The following is a 25,257-nucleotide window of genomic DNA, read 5'->3' as shown; positions in this document are numbered from 1 at the left end:
TCATCGACCGTGACATCCCATGAATATGATTCGACCCTGCCCGAGAGTGAATCAATGACCACTGGCTAACCGTAAAGAGTCTAACCAAGACATTGAAATGGAATCCTGAGCGGTACAGCCCTTCTTAAAAACAAAAAAATAAATATAAATATCCAAAAATCATCTCAAGCCGAACGGTACTACCCAAGATTGAGTCGTTGCCCGAGACGGTTCAATTTCTCGGGGTGACAATGAATATGAATTAATTACTAAACAATCTAGAAAATGGTGTTCAAGCCAATTGTCTTTGACGGATTCTCAACTCACGATGACCAGCGGATTCTCGGTTAAAAGACCGGCGCTGGTGCCGCGTCATGCCATCCCGTGTCAGTGCGAGACATGCGGGATTAATTCCCACGCCAGAGCGAGCGCCTGGGTACTAGTCATCGGCCGGTTCCAAGGCAGGGAGCTGGTGGCAGGTCATAACGTCCAGTGTCGGTCAGAGATATTGAACTTGGATATTAGTTACCAGCGAGCCCCGGTCCGTGCATTCATCTCCAGCAGGTAATCGGGAGATAAACCGACGCTGGTGCTGCGTCATAACATCCCGTGTCAGTGCGAGACATGGGGAAATGATACTTACGCCGGAGCGAGCGCCTGGGTACTAGTCATCGGCCGGTTCCCAGCCGAGGAGCTGGTGCCGGGTCACATCATCCCGTGTCAGTGCAAGACATGGGAATCGTTACCTACGCCAGAGCGAGCGCCTGGGTACTGGTCATCCGCCGAGTCCCATCGCCCGGTTCCCAGCCGAGGAGCCGGTGCCGGGTCATAACATCCCGTGTCGGTCAGAGATATTGAGCTTGGTATTAACAATCCGTCGTACCAAGTTGATTCAATAGGCTTGAGATTTGGTCGAGCTTTAAGTCATTCGTGTTGATTTTGATTAGTTTGAATAGCCCGACTGTTTTAGGCCCTAAGCTAATTGGCGCCGCACTGCCCGAGCAAAAGGTCCGTTCGTTCACCAAAGCCTATGAGTGTTCATCTCCCAGTGCCAGTGCGAGACATGGGAATTGATATCTGTGCGGGAACGACTACAAGGGGTTCTGGCCAGCCGCCGGGGTCCCAGCCGAGGAGCTGGTGTCTGGTCATAACATTCAGTGTCAGTCACAGACTTTGAACTTAGATATCTGATACCAGCGTCGCCTGGTGACCAGCAGGCACTCGGGTGAAAGACCGGCGCTGGTGCCGCGTCACATCATCCCGTGTCAGTGCGAGACATAGGGAATGATACTTACACCGGAGCGAGCGCCTGGGTGCTAGTCATCCGCCGGTTCCCAGCCGAGGAGCTGGTGCCGGGTTTACTGCATTCAGTGTCGAGCAATGACATTGAGTTTCAGTTTTTTTTATCAGCGAACCCCGGAGATACTTGTGACCAGCAGGTTCTCGGGTGAAAAACCGACGCTCTTGCCTGATCAGAATACCGACAGTCAGGCTAAAATGTTGGGGTTGTGCTTAAGATGGAAGTTTACTTACCGACCATTAATTTCTATTTGAGCTTACTGAATACATACTGACAATTCTTAAGCCACGGACACCATTGCTAGTCATTGCCTGATTAAAAAGCCTAAGAGTACATTCGGCCCAGAAATGTTCATCTCCCAGTGCCTGTCCAAGAGGTAGATAACGTCGAGGTCCTGATGACCAGCAGAAAACTGAGCGCTGGTGGCTGGCTCGCAACTGAAATGTCATTCAAAGATGTGGGAATAGAAATCTACGCCGGAGCGAACACCAGGGCGCTGGCCAGCCGAGGAGCTGGTGCCAGGTTTATTGCATTCAGTGTCAGGCAATGACATTGAGTTTGATAATTTTCATACCAGCGAGGCCCAGGTGATACTCGTGACCAGCAGGTTCTCGGGTGATAAACCGGCGCTGGTGCCGGGACACATCATCCCGTGTCAGTGCAAGACATGGGAATCGACATCTGCGCCGGAAGAAATTCTTGGGTGCTGGTCATCCGCCGGTTCCCAGCCGAGGAGCTGGTGGAAAGTCATTAGTTCCAATGTCATTCAGAGAAATTGAGTTGAGCGACTGCACGAGCTCGAATCGTTGGTCACCAGCTGAATTCCACGAACGCTGGTCATGTCTAGTACCCCTTCCCTGTCATAGCGAGACAAAGTGTTAGGCTGAACAAATTCAAATTCGTGGATACGACTTTCATGATTGAACCATTGTTCATACCAACGTAAACACCCGCAGACCTGCCCTATTCGGAAAGCAATTCTGAAATCTATTAGCGAAAATTCGTCCCTTATTTGAAAAAACGTCGATTTATTTCATGCAGTATCAACCAATACCCCATTTGGGAAGGAGACAGGGTTTATGCATGAACAGGCGGATGTCCTTGACGTTCAAACAGACGAACTTGATGTTCTTACTGAGGACATTGAGGCTGATGTTCAGGTTAAAAAAGACGATATCCATGCAGATTTAAAATTGGGTTTGATCACCAAGAACCTAAAACGTAATGCAATGGAACTGAAGGCGGTCTATGCCGAAGCCGGTGAACTTATAGCCGAAATGGAAGACTTGGCTGACAAGTATTACCGAAAACCTCAGCTCGAACAGAACCATGTAATTATCAAAGACAATTCTTACAACCGTAGAAGCACGTTCGCCAATACAGGCCATGTACTGATTGGGACTAAGTATTACACCAAAGACAGAGACGGTTGGGAGATGGTGATGTGTTTTGAACTTCGAATGCGTGACATGAGCCGCTTAAACAAAACAACAAAAAAGAAGGCGTATCACTTTGATCCCGATAAGAAGATTCCGAATTCAGAGAAATACTATGAAATTCCTAAGTTCGCGACGAAGTACGAGAACAAGTCAGAGAACAAGATTCCCTACAAAGTGCTGACCCACCCTTTTTCCAAATCACAATGTAAAAAATACATGAGGGATTGGGAATTAAAGCTGTTCCTAGCATTTAAGAAAATCATCAGTCCACCCACACGACGTTACCTCGGATTAAGGGAGCGCTATAAAACGCTTCGAGAGGAACGACGCGTATTACTCAGCATTTTCATTGCAGATAGAGGGCTCCCACTAAGCAGGGAATACAACCGAAAAATAGGCGAGCTAGAAAAGGTCATCGCTGACCATTACCCAGAACTCATCAATCTCTAAGGAGAATCACCATGGCTGAATTTAAGCAAATGCGACGCCACATCCCCGTTTCAATCGTGTGTCGAAGCGAGACAATGTACCGCTACTTAGGTCAAAAAGGCGGTCAATTGGTTGGCGCAACACAACGAATTGCGACGCTGTACGAGTCCACCGAAGACAACGATGAAAACCGTGATGCGGTAGTGTCTATCTTTGAAACCAACTTTGAACATTTGGAAGAAGGTCAAGGTGAGTTTGCAAGACAGGCTGATGCAGTGAAGCGTAAATACCGCAAACAAAATCGCAATGTACCTTTTCCTGAAATCGAAGTACCAGATAACCACAAAGTCGTCATCGATGTGACCCACCCTGTCTTCCAACGTGTGTTGCAGGTCATTCGAAAGTTCGACAACTCGATGGCGGTCATGGAAGTACTTTGGATGGTAGGCGATGTCGACGAAAAACGTTACAAGTACGCGAAAATCAAACTCGCTTCTACGATGTCGCGCTTCTCTAACGACGTGTTCCGTATTACCAACCAACTTCGCTCGCTAGACACTGGTCGCGGCACAACACACCAACGCGTTAATCAACAAATCAATCAAAAGTTGAAACCAGTAGAGGTGGTTGAAGAGGTCACCGATGAGCAGCCAGATAACGTGTCGGCTCCATTGAATGAAGCTGAAACTGAGCAAGAAGCAGAACCGGTGGATATTCATGCTGGTGGCGCTGAGATATTAGGCGAAGACGAAGACCCACTGAGTGCGGAAGAAATTCAAACCGTAATAACTCAAAAATCCGATGAGTCACTACAGGAATCAGCTTAATGCGAATGTTTGATGGCGTCAGATCAAAATTAACTCAAAGTGCAATTATCGTAAAAGAGAAATTGCGCTTGAAAACTGGTGAGTTGCATGAGGAGTTCGCCAGTGAAACTATTTTGAAGCAGCAGCAGGAGATCACACGCTTGCAGAAAGAAGTCGCAAGCATGATCAAATACCCGCCGACGCCAGATGGTGTCCCTGTCTTAACGGAGGGGGACATTTTATTCGCTTATAGAGGCATTATTAAGGAAACCTTCCTTGCCGTAGGCATGCTCGAAGGTACAGATAAAAACCTGACTCCATGCTTTATGAACACGTACATGCACGCGATCCGTTCTGTGATTTCATTTTTCCACCTACTGCCTGCTAGTGAGTACCATCATCACAATGAAGTTGGCGGCCTACTTCGTCATTCATTAGATGTTGCCTTAATGACCTTAAGAATGTCGAAGGGCTCTCGGCCTTTGGCTATCGGATTCCAAGATGAGGAGATGCTACGAGAACCGCGATGGCGCTTTGCCGCATGGTTAACAGGTTTGTTGCATGATGCAGGGAAAGTCATTTCTGACATGAGGGTTTCGGGGAAAGAGCTGGATACTACCTGGAACCCACAAATTGAAACCATTTACGAATTCAGTGAAAGATACGGTATTGACCGCTACACCGTTAGCTGGAATCCACGCCGTGCTAATCATTACCATGAGAAGCTGTCAGTGCTGTTATTAGACAGAGTTCTGAGTGACACAGCAAAGCGCTGGTTATATCAATCTAACGATAACCTTTCAGGACCAATCATTGACGCGCTGCAGAATTATGCCCGTAAGGAAGGGTATATCGAGAAACCATTGCGCCGTGCCGATGCGCTCAGTGCCGAACGAGATCGTAGAACCCAATTCCACAAACTCATCGGACAGCGTAAAGCCGGTAAGAGTCACGGCATTATCTCGGCCATCCGTGATTTACGAAAAAACCGTTGGAACAAAGTCAATGAAATCGGTGCTCGCATGTATGTCATTGATGGGGAGGTATATCTCGATTACCGAAATGGCGTGCAAGACATCATCAGCCACATGAACGCCAATTCTAGCAACTCGGGTCACCTAGCCAGAATTGAATCCAACATTGGTATCGTGATTCAGGAGATGGAAGAGCTAGGTATTGTGGAGCCGATGCACGAAGAGTCAGACTTTGTGAGGCTCACATTTACAGCGAAGCAAGGGAAGATGCGACAAGTTGATATCGTTCGTATCAGTTATCCAGATTTGGTCTTCGAAGGTGAATTACGCCCACCTAACCTTAAAGACTGTTACATCGAATTTTCTAGCATGGGCGAACGCTTAACAATCGACGCCAAAGGCAGCTTGGATTATACCGAGCCAAAAGATAACCCATTTCAGACCCTTTATAACTTGGACCCAGAGCAAGGCTCCCAATTGAATCGTAATAAGGCTCGTTCGTTGAATTTGCCGGGGCTACCAAAACCACCTGAAGAACTCATGCAAGCTGCTGAAAATCAATCACCGACAACGACCCCGCAGCAGATCAATGCACCAGCACCGGCCAACACGAGCAACGATGGGAAGCCAGCAACAGCGACACCTGCTCAAAACAACGTACCTGCGCAGAAACCAGCACCCAAACCACAAGCAACGAAAAAGCCAGCAACGAAAAAAGCAGCGACTAAGACGAACACCACAAAGGCAAACTCACCGTCAAAGACAAGGGGGCCAACAATCGTGTTCGAAAATGAAACAAATCAGTCGGTGGAAGAAAACAATGCGGCACCTAGTGTATGGGATGGCATGAACATCAACGCAGCTGACGACAAACCGGTTCAGGCACCGTCTTCCAAACCTCTAGCCACCGCAGCTAAAGGGCGTAAGTCCCAAACACAGAAAGCACCGCAAAGAGCTTCCGCTTTAAAAAATGTGTCTGATAAAGACCTAAGAACCTTGTGTTATGTGATGGCATGGGCGCTATCCAATGGTAGGACCGATGGTGATTCCATTGTCAGCTACAGCTCAAGAAATGCGATCTACGCGCACAAAACGTGGGTTCTTTGTCTTGTAGAGATGACCAACATGGAAATGAATACAATGGCCTTTTTTGACCGCTTCGGAGATGACATAGAGCCAGGGAAAGTATTGGGCATTGACGCGACAGAGCACATCAAGTTGGACAGCAGTTGCGTCAAAGCCTTCGCAGAGCTGTTCGGTGTGGGCGAAAAGCTGTTCTTAGATCAAATTAAAAATTTCAATGACTATGGTAGGCCGGAGCGTATGGATAACCTCGATTTCTTTGCAGGAAAGCTCACCATTAACAGCGAGCAAGAGAAGTTAATTTTAGATTCAAACCTCGCCAAAGAATTGAACTTAATTGCTAATGGAGTCGCTTCTGATGTTTAAGTCAAAGACAAAACCCCTGTATGACGATATTCAAGACTACTTCCGTGAAGTGTTTGAGATACAACAAGCTCGCGCATGGCTGGCTTCGGGTGCTTTTTTCAGTGTCGCTGGTGGATATCAAGCATTGTACAACCTATTCACTGAGACACCGGCTCCCGATACGGTGATGCTGACAGGCCTAGGTATGGCCACCAGCTTTGTCATGGCCGCAAAACGATCTTCTGAAGCATGGCCAATTCTAAAGATGCAAGCTCGATTGTGTTCAAACAAACTGGATATAGAGTCTTTGGAAGACACTCGAAAGAAGGCAGAAAAATACAAAGACCGCATGTACTTAGGGACCGGCTTTAATTGGGGGCCTGAGCACGCCATCAATATGTATAAAATCAACGCCCTCCCTTCTGCACGCCGCGACCAAAAAGTGCCTTTATATTTAAGGAAGTTTATCCCCTATAACCCTGATCTGAACGAAGCATTAGGTGGGGAGCCATTCCTCATGGCCTTGGGCAACGAGAAAGCTGTGACTGTGCATTATGATGTAGGCCGCGCACACACAATCATCTACGGCGTTCCGGGCTCTGGCAAAACAACGTTGTTAAAGTTAATCGCATTAAACAAACTGTGGTCAAAGCGAAAATGCTTGCTCATCATCATCGACCCAAAAAATACGCCGGAAATGCGAAATGGGTTGAAAGCAGAGATGGTTCGTCAGGGTAAAGGGGACCAGTTCTACTATTTTGCCCCCGCACGGCCATCAGAGTCTGTCGTTGTTGATTGCCTAGCCAACTATAACCGAACATCGGAACTGGCAACCCGTGTCGTTGAATGTATTCCAACGGGCGGCTCTTCTGGGGAAGTCTTTAAACAATTCTGTTGGGAACGTGTAAACCAAATTACTCAGGCAGCGGAATACATCGGTGAACGACTCACACTTCGTACCCTTCATTACTACCTGCGTGAAGGTCTAGTTCGTCTGGTAGAGAAAACGTGTGAAACGTACTTCAGTCAAGAAATAGGTGTGGACTGGAAAGCCCAAATGAACGGTCGCATCAAGGCCATGGGCTCGCAAGACTGGCTTGAAAATATGATCATGTATTATTCCGATGTCATGGCCAAAGACAAACCTTGCTCTCAACTTTCAGGGATCATTGACGCCTTCCATAAAAAGTCATCTGAAGTGAGCACCAAAACTGGCTCATTGAATGCAATTCTGGAACAACTTTGTTCGGCGCCTCTAGATACTTTGTTGTCCCCTGATTTAAATAATTTGTCGGACAACCAACCGAACGTCGTCAATTTACGCGAGTTATCAAACACAGGTGGAGTGCTGTACTGCGCCACAGACGGTTTAACAGACCCAGTGATTTCAGGCACCTTATCGAAGCTTGTGTCGGCAGCTGCAGCGGCATCGTCAGCTGAACGTTATAACTTTGGTACAGGAGAAGAGCCAGAGGTTTGCTTTATGGTTGATGAAGCCCATAACGCGCTTAATGATCCAATCCTGAATTTACTCGCCGTCGGTCGTCAATCCAAATACGAACTGTACTTAAGTACCCAGTCCATGCCCGACATCGTAGAAAAAACCTCGCAAGCGACCGCCGATAGGATAACCGAGCTGTGTGCCAATACCATCGCCATGCGATGTGAAGGCAAAGTAACTCGTGAATATGTATCAGAAAAGATGGGGGCTGCCGATCTAAGAAAGCATCAAAAGATGATTTCAAACAGCGCCTCAACACAAGATTCCGTCTCTTCATTCAATTCAGGTTCTGGTGTACGTGAGTCATCAGAAGAGCGCAGTTTATTTCCACCGTTCATGGTATCGGCCTTACCCAATTTGCAAGCTATATGCAGCTTCTCAAATGGAAATAAAACCCTACTCCGCCTGCCTGTAGAGCCACGTTAAGGAAATATTATGAAAGTATCGACCAAATTCAAAAAAATTACTGCCAGCGTTTATCTGAATCGAACGATCGATAAAGAGTTGAGCGAGCGATTGAATTATCAAGCGTTTATTTGGCCGTCTCTTGGTGAGGTTCAAATGCGAGTAGTGAGGTTATTCGGTGACGTTGTGCCAGCTTCTTTCAATGAAGGAGAAGAAGAACTCTTACTTGACGTGGTATTGCGAGAGATGGCCGATACATGGGATGAGCATTATGAAACACACGGCAAGGAAGTCGCCTTCAAGCACATCTTTTTGAAAGTGTTTGACCGAACCTCAGAACTGTTCAAAGTCATGGTCACATCAGAAGACACAAAGGCAGGCTGCGACCTAATCTGGGACCCGATTCGCTGTTCATTTTCAGACTTTGCTACGTCCAGCCGCGTATGTTGCATGGAAGTCATTGACAGAAAACTAACCTCAGAGAGCGAGAAACATTGTCGCCAACTGAGCCTGTTACTGCTCCCTCAACTCTTCGGTCGTCCTGAACTCAATACAATGGGTATCGCACCCTACGCCTTCGAAGATCCTCGCTCGGTGAATTTGTTAGACCTGTTACTCAAACCTGAAAAGATATTGGAGGCTGCTCATGGCGCATGATACCCAATCTTTTATCGACGAAGGTAACAAAGCCCTACTCGGTGATGGTGTCTCGATACTAAACCCGTGGGTAAGACTGGGGTTTATGATCTGGTTCTTTTCTTTGTTGTATTGCTGGTTTGGTATGTCAGCGGAGCAATTTAGAGCCGACGTCATCGATGAGGTGTCCATTGTTCAGTCGACAATGACCGAAGAGCAATCAGAAATAGTGTTCGACCGTGTAAACGGTCAATACCAGACGACGATGGTCGATACGGGCATCTCCAATGTCATTGATAGATTTTATATCAAACCTGAAAAAACAAATGGGTCCGGGGTCTATATTGCAGGCATATCAGAGCGGCTGGTGGATAACACAAAGATGTGGTGGTATCGCAGCATACTTCGACTGAACGTACTCATGGAATGGCTTCTTTTAGGCGGGGTGCTTATCTTCGCGTTCATGAGTGATTCTTACTACGAATATCGTAAGCGAATCTACGCCTTTACACAGCACAACGTGAAAATAGCGGCAATGGCCTTTCGCATGATATTCATCATTCTCTTTTCACTATGGGTCTTCCTTGTTGTCCCCATCATTGATGGCGGATTCTGGCGATATTTACCCCTATTTTTCATTGGTTTATGCATCCTATTAACCACCACGATCATGCGTGAATTCCAACGCTTTTAAACAGACATAGGTAATCAATAACATGCGGATATTTAAAAAGAAGAATCAAGAACCAAAGTCATTGAGAGAAAACCTCAAAGAGTTTACGCAGCGATACCGGTCTATTCACAACCTAAATCGGATTAAGGTTGGTTTCATTGTTTTTGGTGTGTTGTTCGCGGTCGGTCAAACCATATACCGAAGTCACTATTTCAACATGCCGGTTCCGCACATAGCGCTCATACAACTGGAGGGAGCGGTAGAAAGAGGCAGCCCTACCGCTGACGGCACCATACTTTCAGAAAGCATCAGGAAAGCAATGAAAGACCCTCTCGCGCACGCGATTTTAATCGAAGCCAATTCACCTGGTGGGAGTCCCGTGCAGGCAGAGATTTTACATCGCACCTTAATGTCCATGAGAGAAACGACAAATAAGCCGGTCTATTTTTCGATAGGAGAAATGTGTGCTTCTGCGTGTTTATACATCAGCTCTTCCGCTGACAAGGTGTATGCACATAGAAATTCATTGATTGGCAGTGTCGGGGTACGAATGGATACATGGGGGTTCGACAAACTCATTGAACAAGTTCAAGTTCAAAGACGAACGTACACGGCGGGTAGAAACAAAGCGCTTTTGGACCCATTTTTACCTGAAAACCCAGAAGCAACAAAGCACATTGAGACGCATGTCCTCCAGCCGCTGTTCGAAGAATTTAAAGATGCCTTGATTGAAGGTAGAGGCGAGAAATTGATGACGGATAACCCGGACATCTTTACCGGTTACATCTGGACCGGGGCTGAAGCTGTCGATATAGGCTTTGCAGACGAAGTGAAAACGCATTTCGAGATCCGTGAAGGACTAAGAGATGAATACCAAGTCACGGACATACAGAACTACACCAAAGCTAAATTCAGCATGATGAAGATTCTGAGCTCGGACTTTTGGGCAGAAGTTCTGGTTAAAACCGCCATCAAGCTGCGTGCAGATACCGAGCTGGAATTGAAATAGACGTCATGCTGGTTAAGAGCTGGCACTTGTCAGGGAAAGTGACATCAGGATTGCTTCTGTGATGTCACTCTCCCTGAATATCAAGTGAAATGGATGACATGATTGCGAAGAGCGTGCTTTCAATGTCGTTCAAAGACAATATTCACGCAGGTGGTGGAGTGATGGCAAAGGAGCCTACCCCTTTATGCGATAACATAAAATGTTATTGTTGAGTAATATTTGAGCAGGGTAACTGAAGTATCTTCATATACTGGATGCGTTTCAGTTCGTGGAGTACCAACAAGCACGTAATCGAAGGGTGTGATGTATGTTGTGTTTCTTTTATTCGCAATGGCAAATGCTACAAAGATTGATCTTGTGCCAATAAATGTGACCGGATTCAAAACAACGAATGATTTGAGTCAATGAAATCATCAACTTGTCTAGAGCAATTGCTTAAGCCATTGATATCTCTATAAACAAAAGCATTCACTCGTTAGATAGCTGCAAGCCCTTTCATTACACGGGATTGTGCATATAATCCGGTAAGACGTTTATTAAAGATGCCTATTTGCCAATAGCAGATCCCTTAATTACTATATTCAAAACTATTAGAAAATTATCACTCCAATCTTATTGCAGTTAGGTGGCTTATGAGTAACAAAAAACAGGGACGTGACAACAAAGCAAGCACTGATGAACTCAATTTGACGCATCTGCTTCCTACACCTAACGGTAATGATGTTCGCGACGAAGTAAATGCGATTTTCCACAAAATGTCATGTTCTGAGCATGAAACCAATAAATTTGACGCTGAATGCTGCAAGAAGGTAGCGGATAAATTGACGCACCTCTATGCGTCAAGAGGGATCATTAGCGGTGACTTAACTGAGCATCATAAGCAAATCGTGGATTTTTCTCCTGAAGTGGAGCTGCAGCGCTATTTAGAAGGCCAAGCAGAAGATGAGCTTTTATGTAGCGCTCAGTGCCAATCATCAAACCACCAGCCGAATGCCTCACCGCCTGAGTACCCAATTGACACACTCAATGATCGGATTCTTGCGATTGTTGCAGAAGGTAAATACCTAGAAAGTCGCATGAAAGAACTCGGCGCAAAGGGTGGTGGTATTAGTACGATGAAGCGTTCGATTAAATACAAGTTACCCGATTGGGTTCTTAAGCATTGTGATGTGATTAGCGAGATCCACTTCAAGGCACTCCATAGACTGGATTACAATGTCAGTCGACAAGAGACAGAATCTTTCTTGGAAGCGTGTTCGCAGTTAAGAGCAGGGTTCTTTTGCGTAGACGATAACCGAGATGAGCAATAACCATGAGCTGATGAGACTGTTCATCGTCAGCGCATGTAAATACCCATCCCCTATCTTCGTTAATCTAAGAGCGCGTTAACTCACTCAGGTCGTATTCAAAGTTCAGAGCCGAGTGGTGTAGGACACTGGCCGTTGTCTCTGCGCGAAGACTGGCCACAAATAAAGTTACGTTGTGTGCAACTTCTGCTTTATTCTCGACATTATAAGACCGTGATGTTCTCTTCCGCTTCGACGTCCTTACTCCAAATTCATCAGATGTAAACTCAGTCCAAGATACGTCGAATACTGGGTCTGGCTTTCCTCTACTGACTCGTTGTGTTTCTCTCACTGACACTTGGCACCCATACTTAAGCTTCTTTACCCATCGTGGGTACGCGAGAATTAATGCAGCTCGCATGTCGCCATAAATATACGCGAGTTGCGCTTTAACGTATGTTTCTGCACTGGCTTTAGGGGATTGATAACGAGAGGTAGAGAAATACTCACTGTCAGTGGCCTTTTCAGACCAAACAGTCGGGATCTGAATAAAGTAAGATCCCGCCCGTTTACTGCATGGAAATACATAGCTATTCATGGGTTGAAATTGTCCATCCTTGGTCAAATAACAGTCGTAATATGGAGAAATGGATGTTCTTCTATCTAGTTGTATAAGTTTTCGATCTGTTGCACATCAAAGAAGATGCTTTGATACTTTTTCCATTTTGAGTCGACGTGCTCTTGCCACGGAAAGCGGCCATTTGGGTCGGGTAAAACCAGTTGAAACATCGGAATTTGCTTGTCGGTCATGTCCAGCGTGGTTTCAGCAACGGTGAACGTACCATCATGCATATGCTCTTGAGATACTTTAACCAATGCAACCGGCACATTGAATACCTCTTCAACATAAGTGATAGGTTCATCTAACTCAATCACGCGTTCTTTGATGTGTTGAGCAAAATGGTTTCCGAAGAAGTGCATTTGTTCTGGACTTAAGCCGGTAATGGCGATCTCGAATGCGTTATCTGTACTGACCGACACGCCAACGGAGTACACATACTCTTCACCCTTTGGGCTTGCCGTCATAATGAACGTTGCCTCACCGTCTTTTAATGATGCTACAACTGAATCCATAACATTTAAACGTTCCATAATCATCTCTCTCATTGTGGGGATGGGAGTATTATGTAAGTCCGTTTCTTCGTATCCCCCCGATAGTTGAATCGTCCGATAGTTCAAAAGGGTTCAGTGGGTAAACGGGGGGTAAAATAGAAACCCGTTCAAGTCAAAAAGCCATGAAACATGACTCATTAGATTTCACCGTTGCACAATTTACTTGAATGAAGATTCCAAATGAAAATGTAATAAAGTCTCCATTATGAGAATCAATCCAAAACATACCAAATTTTGTTGAAGAATTCAGGGGATCTTGGTAAACAGATATTAATGCAATTGAGTGCATTATCATTTGCCACTTAGCAAGGCGTTAATAATTGATAGAATGGTTTTGTTTCGAGTTAACGGAAACTTTAATGGTTTAGTATATTGTTACCTTTATTCAAAATTTTATACTAAGTCTTAAAATTCTTTCCGTTAATTGACATATTGTACCACACTCATCTGCATACTGTTTTACATGGACGGACACTGTACGACAGTAGCAACAAGTCCAAAAACTAAAAAATGCTATAATTTGATAACAAAAATAATAATAAGAGCACTCACATTTTTATAGCGAATGTGGTTGTTTTAAAGCCTTGTTTTACCGAAGGTTTTAAGAAAAGAAAAAACTAACTACGTCAAACGTTGCAAACAGTAGATATATCAAAAGTAAAGGAGTGTACGTCTACGCATTTCCTAAACATTTATAGCCATTCGAAAGTTTGGTTTAACTAAAGATAAGAATACTAAGTTAATATTATGCAACTACATCATACGCACGAGTTAAACACCACATCGAATCCATTTGAAACATTTGATGAAAACATCATTATGTTTTTGGAACATTATCAGATCCTCGATTTCAGTTTTGAGTCGTTGAAATCCTTTTTGAAAGCAGAGTATTGTGCGGCAAAGAAAACCGCTTCTTTAAACTTAACGTATCAAGAATGGGCGTCAAAGAATGACGAATATGTGTCGACCGTTTCTTCTTACTTCATTTATAAAAATTGGTTAATGAAATACGCGCCAACGGAATCTAACCAATTGGTCACGCTGCATTAACTGAACGCGTAAAAGCCCAAACATCTCACCGATATTTGGGCTTTTTCTTTGCCTGTCCCTACCCGATTTCATGTCATATACATGGTTTCTTTCTAACCCTCCGGTGATTCCATATTAAAACAGACCTTTCTTTGTTTTCTTGAAATGACATCGATCTGCTGAATGACGACGCTGGCCGGAAGCGCAGGTTTCCCCCTACATACTCAAGATGCTGTAACTTCAAAAGCAATTGAATTAAAAATGCCTTGCATAACAGTTCAGATATCTCTTCGACACACACCGTTAAGTGGTCCAAAGGGCTCGATTTGTCGAGGTGATCAAAGTATTCATTTTCGATGAACGACAGGGTGACAGCCCCAGAACCCACACAAGGTTCATATAACGATATTGCCCCACTATCTTCATTCATACCTGCGCGATTCAAGCCAGCTAAGAGCTTTGCCAGCGCGATTGGTGTTGGGAAAAAATCGTTGGTGTGCGCCAAGCTGGAGTATTTGGATAACAAGTCCCCAAGAACATCCGTCTCGCCTTCTTCTATGGCCAACTTGCATATCAAGTGCGTCATCAGCTGACAATCCTTCTGGATATCAGGGACGGACAACTGTTCAATAACCGTCTCGCTCGGTGGGTACATCTCGGTATGTAAGAAACACCAATAGTCGATGAACATATCGAGAAATGAATGGGTCCCAAATTGATACCGCATACTTTCAATGACATTATTCAATTGCTTCTTCAGATCCTTACTCATGCGGTTCTCTCCCAATATTTCATCGTATTTGGGTCAACGCACAGCGCCATGTCTAGCCACTCTCCAAGCGCATCATCGCAATAAAAACGAAAACTGAATGCACAAGACTGCTGCTCTAAGTTGCCACGAATGTCGGTAAACCCTTCACTCGACACCGACACCTTGAGGTGTCTGGAATCTTCAGAGAAACTAAGTTGGTACTTATCCATATACGCTAACAGTGCAAACGGATCATCGAACTGGCCATGTATCGCGAAGAACCTCCCTTGTGTCTCGACTAACTGTTGAGTCATTCGCTTCACAGCTTCAAGGTTATCGATAGGGATGACACGACCGTTGTCCAACGACACGTTGTGATTGATGACAAACCGAGGTGGCTTGCCATCGATGCTCATGTAAATTGCACGACTTCGGTAGCTCTGTTTCGACAATGAGGTACGCAAGACCCCATGACTAATGCTGCTAAACAAAATAATGCTCATAAATCACCTCGGCTTTATTCGGGCTCATACCCGTATTCGTCGAGACACAGACCACCAGCGTCATTGAGCCTCACTGAAACACCTTGAATGCCAGTGTTGTAAACAATGGATTCCTCTGTACTCCCGTTCGCCAGTGACTGGTCGATGAATTCCTTAAGCTCACCGAGCGTTAATAGATCTTGGGTCTGTGGAGTCGCGTCGATATCTTGCATTTGAATTGTGTCTGTCATGGTCATCACCTTAGTGTTGGTTGTGATACTGGATGTGGAATGAAACGAATTGGCAGTGAACAAGCGGTTAAACGTACCCGCAGTTACCAATCGAAAGTCTCAAACAAAGGGATTTGATTGGCGTCTCGGTCGAATTCAATTAAGCCGATGTGGTTGGACGTTGCCCAAGCCATGATTTGATTAAATGTGTCACTCATACCATCCATCGTATTGAGGGTTAGACCTTCACTGCTCATTGAGTCATCGGGGTCAGCGGCTTGCAGCTTAATAAAGTAGCCATACTCTCGCTCTAGAACGTGTGTGTGGGTGTTACTGTGTTGTTGAACCAAAACGCTCAAGCGTTCGGAGTCATCTTTCGTAAGATGGCTAGTCGATAATGCCAGTGAGAGATAGAGTTCCATGCTGCTTGTTTCAGCGAACTTTTGGATATCGGTTTGGATAGAGTTAATCATCGTCAATCTCCAAGTGATGTGGGTACATAAGGTATGGCCCATCATAGGGAGAGCTGAATGCCACTCCCCCCGAACTGGCTGGCAGGGCAATCATGACAATGGATAGTGAATGAAACGGGGGAGAGATAATTAACGAAGTTGATTTAATGGCAATACGAATGAATAAGGCTATTTATGGTGCCAACTGTTTCCCCACATAATTTCTGCTCGGTTCATTTCTCCCCCCGTTTCCGCCTGGTGCTGATTTGCTCCCCCCAATTTGCTCGCGTAGTTTGATAGGACATCCACAAAAAAAGGGACTCATTATGGGAATCGCAATCTTTACTCGTCAGCAAGTGGAAGAACTTGTCCAATTCTGTAAGAAGCACAATAAAACCCAGTTTTTCCTTGCCAAAGACCAAGGCTTGTACATTGGTCAAACCGTTGGCAGTCAAAAAAACAATGACTTTGAGAACAACATTCAATATGCCAACGGGTGTGATCCTAAGTTGGATGATGATGAGTGGTGGGATAATTCAAGGGACATCGCAGGTGGCGACGATTTTGGCGAACACCTCCCTTTAGGCACGATTGAGAAGACCTTAGCTGACAACTCTTGGAAGAATCTTAAAGTGAAAATCACTGAAACCGAACTGACGTTCATCGTCTAGTAAAGAGTGGCAGTGTTGAAGTATTTTGACATACGGCGTTGTGAGCACAGCGATTGATTTATTTATAGTGGAGTCGCACTACCCGCACATGCGTTCCCACTATAAATATCGCTTTTTCACGATCGATTAGAACTCAGGGCTGCGTTCAGGATTTGCAATGTGACCCCTACCTCTTGCCTCCCGCAAAACCGCCTACGGCCATAGCCAGTTGACAGTACGGCTTTAAGAATGAGTACACCACACTGAGTAGTGCAGATACTGAACTATGACCCTCACCTCCCCCCTAAAATCGCACAAGCCATTATCCAATCCCCAGCGAACAAAGAAATGGGGGGATAGCTCACTATGGCGAGCTAAATTATTCATTCAGCAGCTGACTGTGCTCAATATCAGCCGAATAATAATGTCCAACTAGGAGGTCAACCATGGGAACCCTAATGAACAACAACCAGATAACAAAAAGTATGGGTAAAGCCTTTGGGTTATTAAAGGGAGAAGTGGTACTTGATTCATTTGCGGGAGGCGGAGGTGCCAGTACCGGTATCGAACAAGCGTTAGAGTGCTCAGTCGACATCGCGATTAATCACAATTTGGACGCGATCAACATGCACAAAATGAACCATCCCAACGCGCAGCATTACTGTGAAAACATCTGGGATGTTGACCCTGAAGAAGCCTTACTTCGCAGTGGAGGTGATTCTATCGGATTGGCTTGGTGGTCACCCGATTGCACCCATTTCTCGATTGCGAAAGGAGGTACGCCCGTCAAGCAAGCAATACGTGGGTTAGCTTGGGTTGTCATCAAGTGGGCGCTACGGGTCCCAATTCGCGTTAATTTTCTTGAGAACGTTAAAGAATTCAGCACTTGGGGTCCCTTATTACAAGATGAGCACGGCGACTGGCGACCAGATCCTGATCGTAAGGGAGAGACATTCAGAGATTTCACCAAAGCGCTGACGGTAGGGTTATCCCCTCGTGACCCGTCGTGGAAAGAATGCGTACTTGCTTGTGGGATTCAATACGACATTAAGCAGAAGCTCAAACTGTTCAAAGGGCTCCAGTACGATGTTGATTTCCGTGAACTAGTGGCAAGTGACTACGGCGTACCAACGATTAGAAAGCGTTTGTTTATGGTCATGAGAAATGACGGACAACCGATTGAATGGCCAGAAGTCAGTCACGGTGATCCAGCAATCAATAATCAATTAGCCCCACAAAAGGTTGCTGCCGACGTGATTGATTGGACTATCCCTGTAAAATCCATATTCAATCGTAAAAAGCCATTGGTAGAGAAAACCATGGCTCGTATCGCCAAGGGGTTACAAAAATTCGTTTTTGATTCTGATGCGCCTTATATCGTCGAGCACAAAAACCAACGACCATTCATTACCGAACACGCCAATGCGAGCAGTCAACGCAATATGCCAATCGATGAGCCGTTAAGAACCATTTGCGCTCAGGTGAAAGGGGGGCATTTTGCTGTTGTGTCAGCAGATTTAGAGCAAGCATTCCCCAATGAGCAAAATAATGACTCGCCATCGGTCAAGGACAACAACCAAGAGTTGTTAGCGTTCATGGCCAAACATTTTTCAGGATGTTCTGGTGCCGATATCAATGATCCGTTAGCGACGATCACAGGCGTCGACCACAACGCATTAGTGACAGCGAACGTCGAAAAATCGATTATTCCCACCTATGAAGAATGGATTCAATCTACTGAAAGATGGGGAGGGACACGCGCTGAATATGAACGCCTGTTTGGTCAAGACGTGGACACAGTTACTACCAGTCACGTTATTAAGATGAGAGGCACCAATCTTGGGCATACAGTGAGTGAACCGGCTCATACAGTGAGCGCTGGTGGCAATCACTTAGGGATCGTCAACAGCTTTCTCATTAAGTATTTTGGTTCTAATTTCGGCACTGACATCACTACGCCAGTTCACACGTTAACCACCAAAGAGCGCTTTGGGCTCGTTGTCGTGCGGGGCGAAGTGATGGTTAAGATGCACGGTGCTATCTATCGAGTGATCGATATCGGTATGAGAATGCTAGAGCCCCATGAACTCTTCTTGGCTCAAGGCTTTCCAAAAGACTATCAATTTCAATTTGACCAAAATGGAAAGAAAATCAGCAAAGCCAAACAGGTCGCACGCTGTGGTAATTCTGTTTGTCCTCCCGTGGCAAAAGCATTGGTTTCGGCCAATATCAAGCACATACCGATGAACTACGCTTTACCAATAGCCGCTTAATACCGTCGTCTCCAGTACCCATGAACTAGCGGCCTAGTTGGTCGCTAGTCACCGAAAGCCAAAACAATGTAACACCATCACGGACATACGGAGTTCACATGGCAACACAGCTTCAATGCGAAATCAAAATCTCGACAAGCTTAATGGCCGTTTCAGTGGTATCTGTCCACTACGATAACAATCAATTTCTCGGACTCATCGATCAAGACTGAGATATTTTGGGTATGCCATTCAACAGCCGACCTTACAAGCCAGTCAATCCATACAGTGAATCACATAGCAAACCACGTATCGGTGAGCCCTACATCGGTTACGCCGCCAAGCAACGTTACGATGGCACCTACGATATCCTATCCGAGCCAAAACCCGTTTCAAGATCCTGGGAGGACATCGAGGATGCACAAGTCACCGAACTTTACTGCAAATAAAGGCAGGAATCTCTGCGGCTAATTGAAATTTCACCGAGCCCTTCTTGTTATAAATGGATATCGTCAGAAATTGGAGACATCACAATGCTAAAGAAAATTACGAGCTTTACCCTAAAATCAGTGCTCGCGTTCTCTGTAACGATAATCCTCGTATCATTCGGTCAATTAGGTCAACTCATGGCGAGTAAAACCCACCTTGAAATGTCAGTCATTGAAAATTGGATCACCTCTCACCCAGCTGATATCGTGCTGGTGGCCGAGTATCGAGAGAATTGCTTAAATCATGGCAAACAGGTTACCAGAGATAACCTCGAACAATCCTTAGCAGCGGCCAAACTAGAAGATTTCCTTGTCACCAAAGAGCGCTGTGCGAAATCGATGGGTTTAGAAGAGCTGCATAACAACATTGAAGTCGCCGTCCAACAAATCGAGTCGTATGCTTGGCCATTGTCATTGCTGGACGACTCACTAACGAACTAGCGATAAGGAACTTGCCATGTTACATACACAAACAAGCCCAACTGCGGCACAACTAAAACATATCATTGCAAAAGCCGAACAAGACAAAGCGTATCGATTAAAAACGGCAGCGTTTAAAGAGTGGCAGCACAAACTCCACCCAAATGACCAACTCCCCCGAGGTGCCTTCTTTAAGAACAAACGTGCGGGAAAGCCCATCGTTATCATGGACGAATTTCATAGGTACTTTGAAAGACCAGCACATCCATTCCCGTATGACCCAACAGCCGCTCTCAGTACCACAAACCAAACACAGAACGCTTAAACCTAAGCCACATTGGGAACACGAGCGCGAATACTATTCAGATGATAGAGGAAAGGTATGACAACTTCACTTGAAGCAATGCAAAGAAACGGTGTTGTCATGGAAAGACAGTGAGGGAACGTAATCAAGCGGAAATAGCAGGTCAAAATATGCACAGTTTATGCAATTGGATTTCTTACACACCGAATTGGTTAAAAAATACACGGGGTTATACCCCCAAATCCTCTGAATGACAATCAAATGAATGAATATAGTTGCATAATAATTCACTCTAAAAAGCCCTGTCACCAACAATCAACCTAGAAAATATTGTCGATACGCCGTCGAGCGTCGGAACCACATCATCTCTACGCCAACAAAGCGACTCAGTTCACCATAAGCCTGTTTCATTTCACTCATCAAATCTGATGTTATTTCAAAGAGTTTGTAATAGATAACTTCATACTTTCGCTCGTTAAGTTTAGCCAATACTTGATAGGTAGGGTCTACATAGTCGCCATCAGCCAGTTTGAGCCAGCAGTGTTCTATCGGTAGCCAAGTGCCGCCACAATTCACCATCGCAACCCCGTAAACCACACAGTCTGCATTCAGTAAATTCAAAGCCAGAGCGCTGTTGTCATAGCAAAACGACGGAATTGTTACTTGCTCTATGACGGCCAATTTGTCATTAGGAAGGTCAGTCACCGTGACCCCCTCCATGTGGTCAGGATTAACGCAGATCATTTTCGCCATTTCTGGACTCGCTTGAATACTCATACTATGCCCACCACGGTTTGTTGCAGGCCCAAACAATGGTTGCTCCCGCTTCATATTTGCATTGCTCTGCAAAGTCATGAGCCTCTTCTGAATGGCCAAAGCTTTCATCGGTATCAATACCGAACACATCTGCCGCATGACCGTTCAGTCTTACGCCGAAGCCTGTGAACTGATTGGCTTTATCAAGGACTTCATAAATCGTTGCTGTGTTTTCTTCTGTATTCGTTGCTGTATTAATTGACATGATATGAACCTGTTATTGGTTGAGGACAGGTTCATTATGCGTAATGAAATATGCCTTCCCCCCAGAACGAGACGATGGCCAGCAATTTAGGGTTTCAGAGGCATTTACGGGGGGAGTTGGGGGGAGTGAGCGTTGTTAGCATGCCGAGTTTAGAGAGCGCAGTGCCATCTCACACAGACAGTATCACCTCAGTGACAATCAATGACATCAATCTAACAGGTCATGATCTTGTAATGCCCCATTGTCCCTCTTAGAAATTCTTTTGATACCCTCTTAATGTGCTCGATATCCGAGTCGTTGAGTTCCGGGTAGTAGTTGACAACCAAGGCACGCACCGCCGCATCACGACTGACATGGATACCCAAATCTCTTTCAATGACATTCACAAACTCAGGTTTACCTGAACCGCGAATACCTTGATCACGCTTCCGGCACGTCTTGAAGATAGCCCACTCTTTCTTGCTCATCGTAAAGCCCTTATATTCTGGATGCGCTCTGTATTAACGCGACGCGACCTTGACCACCAAATCAATGAATGGGGGTTAACGTCATACTGAAATCAGGTGCCACCCATTGCTTGAAGTCACCGGAATGAACAACAAGTTGAAGCTTATAGCCAGTATCCACCCCCTTACTTCCCTCGCCCCCCATTTGGGGTCTGGAGTGATATATGCCCTACACACATTGATCGAAAGGGGGGAAAAATAGTGTGCAGCCATAGAATAAAAGTTCAGGTACATAAACCGTCATTCAAAAACAGGGAGAAGAGCATGAGCCAAACCATTACCGTGTATTCATCGAACTACCATCACGGAAGCAAGTCTGATGGCGTATCGAGCAACGATCTGGAACCGTACATCTCCAACAATTACGCCGACGCTTTGGGTTACATATTCGATTACGTGAAACAGCGCATCATCCATTCTTGCCCGGACCTCTTTGTTGAAGAGCAGCTTGAACGTCCGTCGATGAACTGCGATGAGCTAAAAGTAATGCTCGACGAAGCGAGCCAAGATCAGCAGGAGAACTATTGTGATTGGTATTTTGAAATGGAGAATGAAAGCCTGACCACGGCTTCGTATTGCATCAAAGAGCATTCTATTTCGTTGTCGTGATGACGGATGGGGGCGTCCACCAGCAAATACGTATTGAGCCAATGTCCGTCTTAGACGGTGAGCCCCCCTTTCTGAATGTAGATCTTTTATACACATCAAAGTGACTGCATTCGGTAATTAATATTCCTAATTTGGGTCACTAATTGCTAATAGTAATTGTCCGGTAATGTATAAAAGATTGGCAACGATAAGATATAGCTTTGTACTTGTAAAAAATTCTCTTCTCGTTGCATTGTTGCTTTTTGAACATCGAAAAAAGTCTATTAGGATTTACTCTATGAAGAACCAATTTGTTAACAAAAAACTCGCTGTAAACCTATACCTTCCAGCTCTACTAGCCATCATCGTCTTTTGTTCTTTCTTAGGAGGTATCAAGTGGATGGGTAAAGGACTGTCTGATATCAGTGACAAATACATTGAACAAGTTGACACCTTGATTAATCAAAGCAGTAAATCGAACACAGACGAACGATTGTACGCTCAAAAATTTTCACCAGCGTTAGATTCCTTCGAACGAAAAATATATACGATAGAAACAAAAAAAGGGGTATATCATACTATCTACAACAGTGAATTGATCGTACCTCTTGGGGCAAAGGTCTTCGTCATGCACCCAATCACAAAGGACACTGAACTTTATACCCACCTGAATCTGGACAGATTTGCGGCCATTTGTATCGAAGATATGGATGATATCGAGTGTTATCGAGGTAAGATTCAGGAGCTCTGAATGGCTATCTAATCTCTCAAGTGCTCCCCGTTTCGTGCGAAAATAAACTCTATTACGTAGCCGTGATGCATGCTGGTGGAAGAAATAAAGTGAGTCTTGGCCAACAGAGAGAGTTTAAGACTCACAGCCTGCCATCGAATCAACGCTCGACATCCACTCCAGGTATGAGCCACCAGCCCTGAGCGCCTTCACCTAAATGTCGGTGGACAACTAAGATCGAAACTCAGACAATAAAGTTCGCAACTTTAACATTAAAGATTGAAACTTTTAGGGGTAAGCACTACTCCTGCTGAAACAGATTTTTGGACATTTCTGTGCCAGTGGTTTTGCTAAATTAGCAATTCATGAATAACTACAAGTATGGAAAGTCACTAACTTGGTGCCATGCGTGAATAGACCAGTTCAAGGCGCAATGCCCCTCGACCATCATCGAATAATTTACTTAATAAAGTGGCTTCAGGCTTGTTCAACACTCGGGATTTAACATTGGTTGCGCAACGCCTAATCCTTATTTGTTAAGCTAATTTCTGTCGACTACCTTTGCACAACTAAAACCGCTACCCCGAGAAAAGTCGACTGAACCAAAGAACTTAGGTGATTGTACAAACCAAACAGTATCCAAAAATTCCAAAGCTTTTTATAGCTTTCACAACTTTCTAAAGATCTTTGAGCCATAAAGTCTTTTTCGTGTTTTGGAGGATGTACAAATTTGTCTCCAAACTGCTCAAGACCGATTAGTTTTCTCTCATCCTCGAAATCAATGTTTTTAGAGTGAGCCACTGAGTTCCTGAATGAAACCATATTGGCAATAGTTTCACGGTGAGGCTCAACTAACTCTCTTTCATCAACTCCAAGTCGAGAAAGGAGCCAATCAAATTTACCCTGAATTGTAGCGTTGCCAAACTTTTTAAACTCTGCATTTTTTGTAAACACCTCTTTTCCGAAGGTATTTAGCTTTGACTCCATAGCGAAACAATAGAATGTCATAGCTGGGACTAACTTCTTGAAACGATACCCATCTTTTTCAACTTTTGCTTCGTTGTATAAAGCTATGGCGATAGATTCTAAATAACGGTCGTTTACAATCGAGCCTTCTATTTTATTCATTGCTGATATTTCCTCTATTAGCCTAGCCCAATTAAGGGGTGAGCAACGCTACCACCTAACCTAAAGCATTGTATCGTAAACACTAAAATTGAAGTAGAAGCAAAAATGCCAAGCGTTGTGAATCACTCTTAAATTGTTTATATGGCTATTCGATGAACCTACTGAACCACACCTTGAAAGCTTCAACTATTTCCATTAGGTCATCAAATTTATCAATTGTGGTTATGAAAGTGGCGATCACTAACAAAAATGTTAGCAACAACATTCTCTGTTGAATCTTAACCTGAGCTTTTTGTATGAGGCGATTATGCTCTTCATTTTTGATTTGCTCTTTTGTCAACGTGAAGTAGTGAATGCCTTTACCTTTCATTTTAAAAAGAGGGTCATGGTCTCGCTCGTGACTAACTCTGGATATTTCTCCATCTTCAATGGAAGATTCAAGTATCCAATCTAACGACTTGGATAGTTTCCGTGTTAGATCGAAATTAGCAATATGTTTGCCACCTAACAGACCACTAACAATGTCACTTTGACGAAATTGACCTGTTTTTAGGAACGTATCATTACTCATTAAGCTTTCATAGATTTCATACTTTGACTTCAATGGAGTTCTAAGTCTCTTGGTTACACGCCATGAATTGAGCTTGTTTTTTAGTTTTGTGTATGTGAGGTATGGATAGATAAGAAACAAAGCTCGCCAAAGCACAAACTTAATCAATGTTATTTCACTACAATGTTGCTCATCTATACGCCAACCTTTGAAATAATAGATTACGTCAAATCGGGCTCTTTTGAGCGAATGTTCTGAGACAAAGCAATTTTCAGTTAATTCTGGATTAACAAACTTGCATCCTGAGACTAATCCACTTCGGACAACACCATTGTCCTCTGGCATAAATTGGTAAAGAACTTTATCTCTACCTGTTGGGAAAATAACTCTAACTTCATAGAAGTTATACTTTTTAGCTTCGTCTGAAGACAATGAAAATTTCTTTGGACAGATATGCTTAGAGAAGTATTTTAACGCCCAAAATTTTATTATTTCTGAAAACACTGAACCTCCAAGCTCAACTGCCACATAACATTTAAATATCGTGCAGGCACGAATTTACACTTTCAGCACATCCCAAGATCATTATTTAACCAACTGAAAAATAAGGAAAGATCCTGATTTTTAGCCTGAGTTCA

At 44.5% G+C, this 25,257-nt stretch carries 26 protein-coding genes; 15 read left to right on the top strand and 11 right to left on the bottom strand.

The annotated features are described in order from the left end of the window. The first annotated feature begins 2,358 nt into the window (after positions 1-2,358). The 8 genes from AB4161_RS02210 (at position 2,359) to AB4161_RS02175 (ending at position 11,889) form a co-directional block, all read left to right on the top strand. A complete protein-coding gene (locus AB4161_RS02210) occupies positions 2,359-3,168 on the top strand; it encodes a hypothetical protein (RefSeq protein WP_136987112.1) in 810 nt (269 codons plus the stop codon). An 11-nt stretch (positions 3,169-3,179) separates the two neighbouring features. Further along, the gene (locus AB4161_RS02205) at positions 3,180-3,974 is read left to right on the top strand and encodes a hypothetical protein (protein ID WP_372082679.1); all 795 of its coding nucleotides are present in this window, start codon (positions 3,180-3,182) and stop codon (positions 3,972-3,974) included. Further along, a complete protein-coding gene (gene mobH / locus AB4161_RS02200) occupies positions 3,974-6,376 on the top strand; it encodes a MobH family relaxase (protein ID WP_372082677.1) in 2,403 nt (800 codons plus the stop codon). Before AB4161_RS02205 ends, mobH begins: the two co-directional genes overlap by 1 nt. After that, positions 6,369-8,282 carry a conjugative transfer system coupling protein TraD gene (traD, locus tag AB4161_RS02195; RefSeq protein WP_162299038.1) on the top strand — a complete coding sequence of 638 codons (1,914 nt, stop codon included), beginning with the start codon at positions 6,369-6,371 and terminating at the stop codon, positions 8,280-8,282. Before mobH ends, traD begins: the two co-directional genes overlap by 8 nt. Before the next feature lie 9 nt (positions 8,283-8,291). Beyond that, positions 8,292-8,918 (top strand): hypothetical protein, encoded by a 627-nt coding sequence (locus AB4161_RS02190; RefSeq protein WP_086715022.1) that lies wholly within the window; start codon positions 8,292-8,294, stop codon positions 8,916-8,918. Continuing rightward, complete coding sequence (locus AB4161_RS02185) at positions 8,908-9,591, top strand: DUF4400 domain-containing protein (RefSeq protein WP_372082675.1); 684 nt, start codon at positions 8,908-8,910, stop codon at positions 9,589-9,591. Before AB4161_RS02190 ends, AB4161_RS02185 begins: the two co-directional genes overlap by 11 nt. 22 nt (positions 9,592-9,613) lie before the next feature. Beyond that, entirely contained in the window at positions 9,614-10,579 is a 966-nt protein-coding gene (locus tag AB4161_RS02180) for a S49 family peptidase (protein WP_154723885.1), read from the top strand. Positions 10,580-11,211: 632 nt separating this feature from the next. Next, positions 11,212-11,889 (top strand): hypothetical protein, encoded by a 678-nt coding sequence (locus AB4161_RS02175; RefSeq protein ID WP_154723884.1) that lies wholly within the window; start codon positions 11,212-11,214, stop codon positions 11,887-11,889. A gap of 64 nt (positions 11,890-11,953) precedes the next feature. On the opposite strand, the gene AB4161_RS02170 is transcribed toward AB4161_RS02175, so the two are convergent. Then, positions 11,954-12,463 carry a hypothetical protein gene (locus AB4161_RS02170; protein WP_154723883.1) on the bottom strand — a complete coding sequence of 170 codons (510 nt, stop codon included), beginning with the start codon at positions 12,461-12,463 and terminating at the stop codon, positions 11,954-11,956. Between the two features lie 65 nt (positions 12,464-12,528). Then, positions 12,529-13,017 carry a DUF4262 domain-containing protein gene (locus AB4161_RS02165; protein ID WP_162299039.1) on the bottom strand — a complete coding sequence of 163 codons (489 nt, stop codon included), beginning with the start codon at positions 13,015-13,017 and terminating at the stop codon, positions 12,529-12,531. A 768-nt stretch (positions 13,018-13,785) separates the two neighbouring features. Between AB4161_RS02165 and AB4161_RS02160 the strand changes: the two genes are divergently transcribed. Further along, a complete protein-coding gene (locus AB4161_RS02160) occupies positions 13,786-14,088 on the top strand; it encodes a hypothetical protein (protein ID WP_102305682.1) in 303 nt (100 codons plus the stop codon). 73 nt (positions 14,089-14,161) lie between these two features. Here the strand turns inward: AB4161_RS02160 and AB4161_RS02155 are convergent, their stop codons facing one another. The 4 genes from AB4161_RS02155 to AB4161_RS02140 form a co-directional block, all read right to left on the bottom strand. Next, positions 14,162-14,839 carry a hypothetical protein gene (locus AB4161_RS02155; RefSeq protein WP_372082674.1) on the bottom strand — a complete coding sequence of 226 codons (678 nt, stop codon included), beginning with the start codon at positions 14,837-14,839 and terminating at the stop codon, positions 14,162-14,164. After that, a complete protein-coding gene (locus AB4161_RS02150) occupies positions 14,836-15,321 on the bottom strand; it encodes a hypothetical protein (protein ID WP_136987137.1) in 486 nt (161 codons plus the stop codon). Before AB4161_RS02150 ends, AB4161_RS02155 begins: the two co-directional genes overlap by 4 nt. Positions 15,322-15,335: 14 nt before the next feature. After that, complete coding sequence (locus AB4161_RS02145) at positions 15,336-15,551, bottom strand: hypothetical protein (protein WP_136987138.1); 216 nt, start codon at positions 15,549-15,551, stop codon at positions 15,336-15,338. A gap of 83 nt (positions 15,552-15,634) precedes the next feature. Beyond that, positions 15,635-16,003 (bottom strand): hypothetical protein, encoded by a 369-nt coding sequence (locus AB4161_RS02140; RefSeq protein WP_136987139.1) that lies wholly within the window; start codon positions 16,001-16,003, stop codon positions 15,635-15,637. A gap of 305 nt (positions 16,004-16,308) precedes the next feature. Here AB4161_RS02140 and AB4161_RS02135 point away from each other — a divergent pair, with 305 nt between their 5' ends. The 4 genes from AB4161_RS02135 (at position 16,309) to AB4161_RS02120 (ending at position 20,117) form a co-directional block, all read left to right on the top strand. After that, positions 16,309-16,653, top strand: coding sequence for a DUF3085 domain-containing protein (locus AB4161_RS02135; protein WP_136987140.1), 345 nt, complete (start codon positions 16,309-16,311; stop codon positions 16,651-16,653). A gap of 425 nt (positions 16,654-17,078) precedes the next feature. Next, the gene (locus AB4161_RS02130) at positions 17,079-18,905 is read left to right on the top strand and encodes a DNA cytosine methyltransferase (RefSeq protein WP_372082672.1); all 1,827 of its coding nucleotides are present in this window, start codon (positions 17,079-17,081) and stop codon (positions 18,903-18,905) included. 512 nt (positions 18,906-19,417) lie between these two features. Continuing rightward, positions 19,418-19,813 (top strand): hypothetical protein, encoded by a 396-nt coding sequence (locus tag AB4161_RS02125; protein ID WP_154723879.1) that lies wholly within the window; start codon positions 19,418-19,420, stop codon positions 19,811-19,813. 16 nt (positions 19,814-19,829) lie between these two features. Beyond that, positions 19,830-20,117: a hypothetical protein gene (locus tag AB4161_RS02120; protein WP_154723878.1), complete on the top strand. Its 288-nt coding sequence runs from the start codon at positions 19,830-19,832 to the stop codon at positions 20,115-20,117. Positions 20,118-20,411: 294 nt separating this feature from the next. Here AB4161_RS02120 and AB4161_RS02115 read toward each other — a convergent pair whose 3' ends face one another. The 3 genes from AB4161_RS02115 to AB4161_RS02105 form a co-directional block, all read right to left on the bottom strand. Then, positions 20,412-20,873, bottom strand: a complete 462-nt coding sequence (locus tag AB4161_RS02115) for a hypothetical protein (protein ID WP_154723877.1) — start codon at positions 20,871-20,873, stop codon at positions 20,412-20,414. Between the two features lies 1 nt (position 20,874). Further along, the gene (locus AB4161_RS02110; protein WP_102305692.1) at positions 20,875-21,117 is read right to left on the bottom strand and encodes a hypothetical protein; all 243 of its coding nucleotides are present in this window, start codon (positions 21,115-21,117) and stop codon (positions 20,875-20,877) included. Positions 21,118-21,329: 212 nt separating this feature from the next. Then, entirely contained in the window at positions 21,330-21,584 is a 255-nt protein-coding gene (locus tag AB4161_RS02105; RefSeq protein WP_102305693.1) for a hypothetical protein, read from the bottom strand. A 303-nt stretch (positions 21,585-21,887) separates the two neighbouring features. Here AB4161_RS02105 and AB4161_RS02100 point away from each other — a divergent pair, with 303 nt between their 5' ends. After that, positions 21,888-22,232 (top strand): hypothetical protein, encoded by a 345-nt coding sequence (locus AB4161_RS02100; protein ID WP_102305694.1) that lies wholly within the window; start codon positions 21,888-21,890, stop codon positions 22,230-22,232. Positions 22,233-22,509: 277 nt separating this feature from the next. Beyond that, positions 22,510-22,962, top strand: a complete 453-nt coding sequence (locus tag AB4161_RS02095) for a hypothetical protein (protein WP_154723876.1) — start codon at positions 22,510-22,512, stop codon at positions 22,960-22,962. A 534-nt stretch (positions 22,963-23,496) separates the two neighbouring features. On the opposite strand, the gene AB4161_RS02090 is transcribed toward AB4161_RS02095, so the two are convergent. Continuing rightward, positions 23,497-24,069, bottom strand: a complete 573-nt coding sequence (locus AB4161_RS02090) for a hypothetical protein (RefSeq protein ID WP_198591233.1) — start codon at positions 24,067-24,069, stop codon at positions 23,497-23,499. A gap of 145 nt (positions 24,070-24,214) precedes the next feature. After that, on the bottom strand, positions 24,215-25,123 hold the full coding sequence (locus AB4161_RS02085) for a hypothetical protein (RefSeq protein WP_102360597.1): 909 nt from the start codon (positions 25,121-25,123) through the stop codon (positions 24,215-24,217). Positions 25,124-25,257 lie beyond the last annotated feature (134 nt).

Origin of the sequence: Vibrio sp. 10N.286.51.E5, assembly GCF_041469125.1 — a bacterium.
In the GTDB taxonomy this organism is placed as follows: domain Bacteria; phylum Pseudomonadota; class Gammaproteobacteria; order Enterobacterales; family Vibrionaceae; genus Vibrio; species Vibrio crassostreae_C.
The sequence above is the reverse complement of the archived record's forward strand: the minus strand, read 5'-3'. Positions and strand labels throughout refer to the sequence as shown.

Excerpts from the sequence above, each read along its gene's own strand:
- traD (WP_162299038.1), top strand. The coding sequence starts at position 6,369 with ATGTTTAAGTCAAAGACAAAACCCCTGTATGACGATATTCAAGACTAC.
- AB4161_RS02170 (WP_154723883.1), bottom strand. The coding sequence starts at position 12,463 with ATGAATAGCTATGTATTTCCATGCAGTAAACGGGCGGGATCTTACTTT.
- AB4161_RS02095 (WP_154723876.1), top strand. The coding sequence starts at position 22,510 with ATGAAGAACCAATTTGTTAACAAAAAACTCGCTGTAAACCTATACCTT.
- AB4161_RS02090 (WP_198591233.1), bottom strand. The coding sequence starts at position 24,069 with ATGAATAAAATAGAAGGCTCGATTGTAAACGACCGTTATTTAGAATCT.
- AB4161_RS02135 (WP_136987140.1), top strand. The coding sequence starts at position 16,309 with ATGGGAATCGCAATCTTTACTCGTCAGCAAGTGGAAGAACTTGTCCAA.
- AB4161_RS02140 (WP_136987139.1), bottom strand. The coding sequence starts at position 16,003 with ATGATTAACTCTATCCAAACCGATATCCAAAAGTTCGCTGAAACAAGC.
- AB4161_RS02185 (WP_372082675.1), top strand. The coding sequence starts at position 8,908 with ATGGCGCATGATACCCAATCTTTTATCGACGAAGGTAACAAAGCCCTA.
- AB4161_RS02175 (WP_154723884.1), top strand. The coding sequence starts at position 11,212 with ATGAGTAACAAAAAACAGGGACGTGACAACAAAGCAAGCACTGATGAA.
- AB4161_RS02210 (WP_136987112.1), top strand. The coding sequence starts at position 2,359 with ATGCATGAACAGGCGGATGTCCTTGACGTTCAAACAGACGAACTTGAT.
- AB4161_RS02100 (WP_102305694.1), top strand. The coding sequence starts at position 21,888 with ATGAGCCAAACCATTACCGTGTATTCATCGAACTACCATCACGGAAGC.
- AB4161_RS02190 (WP_086715022.1), top strand. The coding sequence starts at position 8,292 with ATGAAAGTATCGACCAAATTCAAAAAAATTACTGCCAGCGTTTATCTG.
- AB4161_RS02125 (WP_154723879.1), top strand. The coding sequence starts at position 19,418 with ATGCTAAAGAAAATTACGAGCTTTACCCTAAAATCAGTGCTCGCGTTC.
- AB4161_RS02165 (WP_162299039.1), bottom strand. The coding sequence starts at position 13,017 with ATGGAACGTTTAAATGTTATGGATTCAGTTGTAGCATCATTAAAAGAC.
- AB4161_RS02155 (WP_372082674.1), bottom strand. The coding sequence starts at position 14,839 with ATGAGTAAGGATCTGAAGAAGCAATTGAATAATGTCATTGAAAGTATG.
- AB4161_RS02120 (WP_154723878.1), top strand. The coding sequence starts at position 19,830 with ATGTTACATACACAAACAAGCCCAACTGCGGCACAACTAAAACATATC.
- AB4161_RS02110 (WP_102305692.1), bottom strand. The coding sequence starts at position 21,117 with ATGTCAATTAATACAGCAACGAATACAGAAGAAAACACAGCAACGATT.
- AB4161_RS02105 (WP_102305693.1), bottom strand. The coding sequence starts at position 21,584 with ATGAGCAAGAAAGAGTGGGCTATCTTCAAGACGTGCCGGAAGCGTGAT.
- AB4161_RS02160 (WP_102305682.1), top strand. The coding sequence starts at position 13,786 with ATGCAACTACATCATACGCACGAGTTAAACACCACATCGAATCCATTT.
- AB4161_RS02130 (WP_372082672.1), top strand. The coding sequence starts at position 17,079 with ATGGGAACCCTAATGAACAACAACCAGATAACAAAAAGTATGGGTAAA.
- AB4161_RS02145 (WP_136987138.1), bottom strand. The coding sequence starts at position 15,551 with ATGACAGACACAATTCAAATGCAAGATATCGACGCGACTCCACAGACC.
- AB4161_RS02115 (WP_154723877.1), bottom strand. The coding sequence starts at position 20,873 with ATGAGTATTCAAGCGAGTCCAGAAATGGCGAAAATGATCTGCGTTAAT.
- AB4161_RS02180 (WP_154723885.1), top strand. The coding sequence starts at position 9,614 with ATGCGGATATTTAAAAAGAAGAATCAAGAACCAAAGTCATTGAGAGAA.
- mobH (WP_372082677.1), top strand. The coding sequence starts at position 3,974 with ATGCGAATGTTTGATGGCGTCAGATCAAAATTAACTCAAAGTGCAATT.
- AB4161_RS02150 (WP_136987137.1), bottom strand. The coding sequence starts at position 15,321 with ATGAGCATTATTTTGTTTAGCAGCATTAGTCATGGGGTCTTGCGTACC.
- AB4161_RS02205 (WP_372082679.1), top strand. The coding sequence starts at position 3,180 with ATGGCTGAATTTAAGCAAATGCGACGCCACATCCCCGTTTCAATCGTG.